Annotated in this window: 5 protein-coding genes and 1 tRNA gene; 4 read left to right on the forward strand and 2 right to left on the reverse strand. The window is 61.3% G+C overall.

The genetic code is table 11. The features are described 5' to 3' along the window. Window positions 1-164: 164 nt before the first annotated feature. The 4 genes from FLM9_RS01495 (at window position 165) to FLM9_RS01510 (ending at window position 2396) form a co-directional block, all read left to right on the forward strand. Entirely contained in the window at window positions 165-500 is a 336-nt protein-coding gene (locus FLM9_RS01495) for a UPF0367 protein family (protein WP_143324545.1), read from the forward strand. Beyond that, entirely contained in the window at window positions 493-1158 is a 666-nt protein-coding gene (locus tag FLM9_RS01500) for an ABC transporter ATP-binding protein (RefSeq protein WP_081340108.1), read from the forward strand. The genes FLM9_RS01495 and FLM9_RS01500 overlap by 8 nt, the downstream gene beginning before the upstream one ends. A 62-nt stretch (window positions 1159-1220) precedes the next feature. Further along, window positions 1221-1295 (forward strand) — tRNA-Asn (locus FLM9_RS01505). Window positions 1296-1553: 258 nt separating this feature from the next. Beyond that, window positions 1554-2396: a response regulator transcription factor gene (locus FLM9_RS01510; protein ID WP_074456939.1), complete on the forward strand. Its 843-nt coding sequence runs from the start codon at window positions 1554-1556 to the stop codon at window positions 2394-2396. Here the strand turns inward: FLM9_RS01510 and FLM9_RS01515 are convergent. After that, window positions 2365-3345 carry a DNA polymerase III subunit delta' gene (locus FLM9_RS01515; RefSeq protein ID WP_074456940.1) on the reverse strand — a complete coding sequence of 327 codons (981 nt, stop codon included), beginning with the start codon at window positions 3343-3345 and terminating at the stop codon, window positions 2365-2367. The two genes, FLM9_RS01510 and FLM9_RS01515, sit on opposite strands and share 32 nt — an antisense overlap. A 6-nt stretch (window positions 3346-3351) precedes the next feature. Beyond that, the coding region (tmk, locus tag FLM9_RS01520; RefSeq protein ID WP_074456941.1) for a dTMP kinase at window positions 3352-3930 on the reverse strand (579 nt) is incomplete at its 5' end.

Consider the following 3930-nt stretch of genomic DNA (forward strand, 5'->3'; position numbering starts at 1 on the left):
CGAGGACGTCAAACCATCCCCGTGCTGCTGGCGCACCCCCTACAGCAATGGTCATAAGGTTTCAAAGTATTGCAAAAACACCTTAGGAAAATCTGCAGAATGACCTGCTGAGTACTTTTACCCAAAATTATCTGAGCAAAACTAAAAAAATTCTGTGCAGAGCCTTGGCCTCAAGTGCCGCGCCGAACCATTCTCTGCCCAATACACTTGCTCAGCAAGCGCTGATCGATTCGGTGTTCACCGTCGAAATTTCCCTCAAACGCAACCCACTCCCACTCACTGTCCAGCGACAGGAACGAGCTGATGCAGAGGCCCTGCTGCAAAGCCTGGGGGGAGCGATGACCTCCCAACGCTCCCAACTGCTCCGGCTCAACTGCGACGCCAGCAGTGAGCGCAAAGTTCTGCTTCTGAGTGACGAGATTGCCTCTGTGCAGATGTACGAGCGCTCCAGTGGCGTTAGCGGGCGCACCCGGCGGCCTGGCTTCAGCCTGGATGCTTGAGATCAAGCCTCCCTCCCCGTTATCTCCCTCTCCCCGCGTCCCCCTGCGGATTTCTGACCTGCGGCTGCGCTGGCCCAGTGGCCAGGTTGTCCTTAATGGGTGCAGTTTGGAGTTGCCGCACCAGGGCCTGTGGATGCTGGTGGGGGCCAACGGCAGCGGCAAAAGTACCCTGCTGCGGGTGATTACGGACCTCATTCAGCCGGATTCCGGCAGGGTGGAGTGTTACCGTCCATCCAGCCTGGTGTTTCAGAATCCCGACCATCAACTGCTGCTGCCCAGTTGCGGCGCCGATCTCCAACTGGGGATGCCCAGCCACCTGTCTCCCCCACAGCGTCAGGAGCAGGTCGGTGTTGCCCTGGAGCGGGTGGGTCTGCAGGGCTTTGGGCAACGCCCCATCCACACCCTGAGCGGTGGTCAAAAGCAACGGCTCGCCATTGCCACTGCCCTGGCCAGTGACAGCAGGTTACTGCTCCTGGATGAGCCCACGGCTCTCCTGGATCCCCAGAGCCAGCAGGAGGTGCTGATATTGGTGCGTCACCTCTGTTCGGAAGGCCTGACCGCGTTATGGGTGACCCACAGGCTGGAGGAACTGGACTGCTGTGACGGGGCTTTCCGCATGGACCAGGGCACCATCAGGCCAGCCAGGGCCACTGGTTAATTCCGACGACAAAGAGAAGGGTTGCTCAAACGACGGCAGGCAAGCTAGGCTCTCCCCCGTATTCCTCGGTAGCTCAGCGGTAGAGCGGTCGACTGTTAATCGATTGGTCACTGGTTCGAATCCAGTCCGGGGAGCCATTTTGCTGCCACCAGCCAGCCTCACTGTGGCGATGAGGGGGCCGCCCATTCATCTATTCGTGGCAAACCATGGGCAGATATGGAAGCACTGGCAGACGGCAGCAAGACCCAGGGCATGGTCAATTTGTGTGTTTGCAAACCCAAGGCGCCCGATTGCTGGCCCTTCCCGGCTGGGACCACTAAGATTTCTTTGAAGAAAATTCTGACGACTTGGTCCGCTAACACTGGTGGACCCTTCTCAATCCCTTGCCTCTGCCCATGAAGTCCAACATTCTCTTCATAGAAGACGACCGGGATATGCGCCAGTTGGTGGCGAGAAGCCTGAAGCATGCCGGCTTTGAGGTGCAACTGGCCGAGGATGGCGTCAAGGGTCAGGCCCTGGCCATGCAAAGCATCCCCAATCTGATCATCCTGGACTTGATGCTGCCCCTGGTGGATGGTCTCACCCTCTGCCAGCGTCTGAGGCGGGATAGCCGCACCTCTCAGGTGCCCATCCTCATGCTCACGGCTTTGGCCAGCACCAAAGACAAGGTGGGCGGCTTCAATTCAGGCGCCGATGATTACCTCACTAAGCCGTTTGAACTGGACGAACTGCTGGCCCGGGTCAAGGTACTGTTGCGGCGCAGTGACCACTCGCCATTCTCGGCAAAGAACACGGAAATCCTGAGTTTTGGTCCGCTTACCCTGATCCCGGAACGCTTTGAAGCCATCTGGTTTGATAAGCCAGTGCGCCTGACCCACCTGGAGTTTGAACTGCTCCACTGCCTCCTGCAGCGCCATGGCCAGACGGTGGCCCCCTCCTTGATCCTCAAGGACGTGTGGGGGTACGACCCAGGTGACGACATTGAGACCATCCGCGTCCATATCCGCCATCTGCGCACCAAGCTGGAGCCCAACCCCCGCAAGCCCACCTACATCAAGACCGTTTACGGGGCCGGCTACTGCCTGGAGTTGCCCGGAGATTCTGCAGCGGTGGAGCGCTACCGCAACGAACTCGCCTTGGCGCAAGAGGCAAGTACGGAAAGCGCCAATAACGGAGCCAACAACAAGACGGCGCCAAGCTCCGGCTTTAGCGCTGCGCCAACCCGCTCAGGAGGGTGACCTCCCAAGCTAGACGGGGCTGCACATAACCCCTCAATTGCCGGTGAAGGCGCTCCAGGTCCCTGATCCTTGTCCCGATCAAGGACGGCTCCCCATACCCCCCTCTCCACAGATGCTGCTGCCACCAGCCGATGAGCCAGAGTTGCTGCTCCAGATCCAGGCGCTCGGCAATGTTCCTGGCCAATGTCAAGGCCTGATGAGGCGTCTCCAGGGGCTGCTCCAGCAGCTCCCGTTGGTCAGATTCCAGAGCCTGCCACTGTTGCCGATGGTGGAGCAACTGCCCCGGACTGCCGGCCGCCAGGGCCAGGAGTTCCGGGGGGTCCGCCCCCTCAGGGCGCTCCAGGCCCCCCAGCACTTGCTGCATCGCTGCTGGGCAGAGGGCACGGAAATTGACCACATGGCAGCGGGACAGGATGGTGGCGAGAACATGGCTGCGGCTGGGGGCCAGCAACACCAGCAGGCCGCCACCGGGTTCCTCCAGGGTTTTGAGTAGAGCGTTGGCTGCTGCCTCATTGAGACGCTCCACCCCGTCCAACAGCGCACAGGAGCGTTGTCCCTGCAGAGGATGACGGGCCAGGAAACGACCCACGTCCCGCACCTGTTCCAAACGCAACTGGGGGAGGCCTCGCTTTTTGAGGCCTTGACCATCTGCCTCGGCAGCGGTTAGCAGACGGCCCTGGCTGCTGTAGGTGGGTTCCACAACCAGCAGGTCGGGGTGATTGCCCTCCTCCAGCCGCCGCCGCTGGGCAAGATTCCCCCCTTGCACACGCCCACTCAGAACGGCCTCCAGGAACCGTAAAGCCGTTCGGCGACGACCCACCCCGTGGGGACCGCAAAACAGATAGGCCGGCGCCAGGCGCTGCGTCTCCAGGCTGGCCTGCAGTAATTCCACAGCCTGCCCCTGGCCAATCACATCAGCAAAGACAGTCCCGGAGACTGGGGCGCTCATCCTGTTTCAAGCCGCAAAGGTGCTGCGGGTAGCCGCCTGAATGGCAGCTTCCACAGTGGCGCAGGCTTCCCCAGCCGGGATTCGCCGCCAGCCTCGCTCCCTCGCCAACTGCCGGAAGCCGTGGGCCACCCGCTGGGCAAAGTCCAACCCGGCGCCCTCAAAACGGTCTCGGTCTTGTGGGGATTTGCGAGCATGGGCTTGTTGAGGGGGGAGGTCTAACCAAAGGGTGAGATCTGGCGTCAGGCCACCGGTGGCCATCTGCTCCAGGGTGTGGATGAGCTCCAAATCACAGCCACGGCCATAGCCTTGGTAGGCCACGGTGGAGCCGCTGAAGCGGTCACTCACCACCCAGTGGCCCGCGTTGAGGGCTGGACGGATTACGGCCTCCACATGCTGAGCCCTGTCTGCTGCAAACAAGAGGAGTTCGGCCCGGCTGTGGACTGTCAACCGGCGACTGAACAGGATGGGATACAACTGCTCCCCCAGGGGGGTCCCACCAGGTTCTCGGGTCACCAGCAGTTTGGCGCCAGCGGGCATGAGTCCGGAGCGGGGTAACCACTGGCGCAGGCGTTCCACCTGGCTGGA

This window comes from Candidatus Synechococcus spongiarum (assembly GCF_900047545.1).
Lineage (GTDB): Bacteria > Cyanobacteriota > Cyanobacteriia > PCC-6307 > Cyanobiaceae > Synechococcus_B > Synechococcus_B spongiarum_C.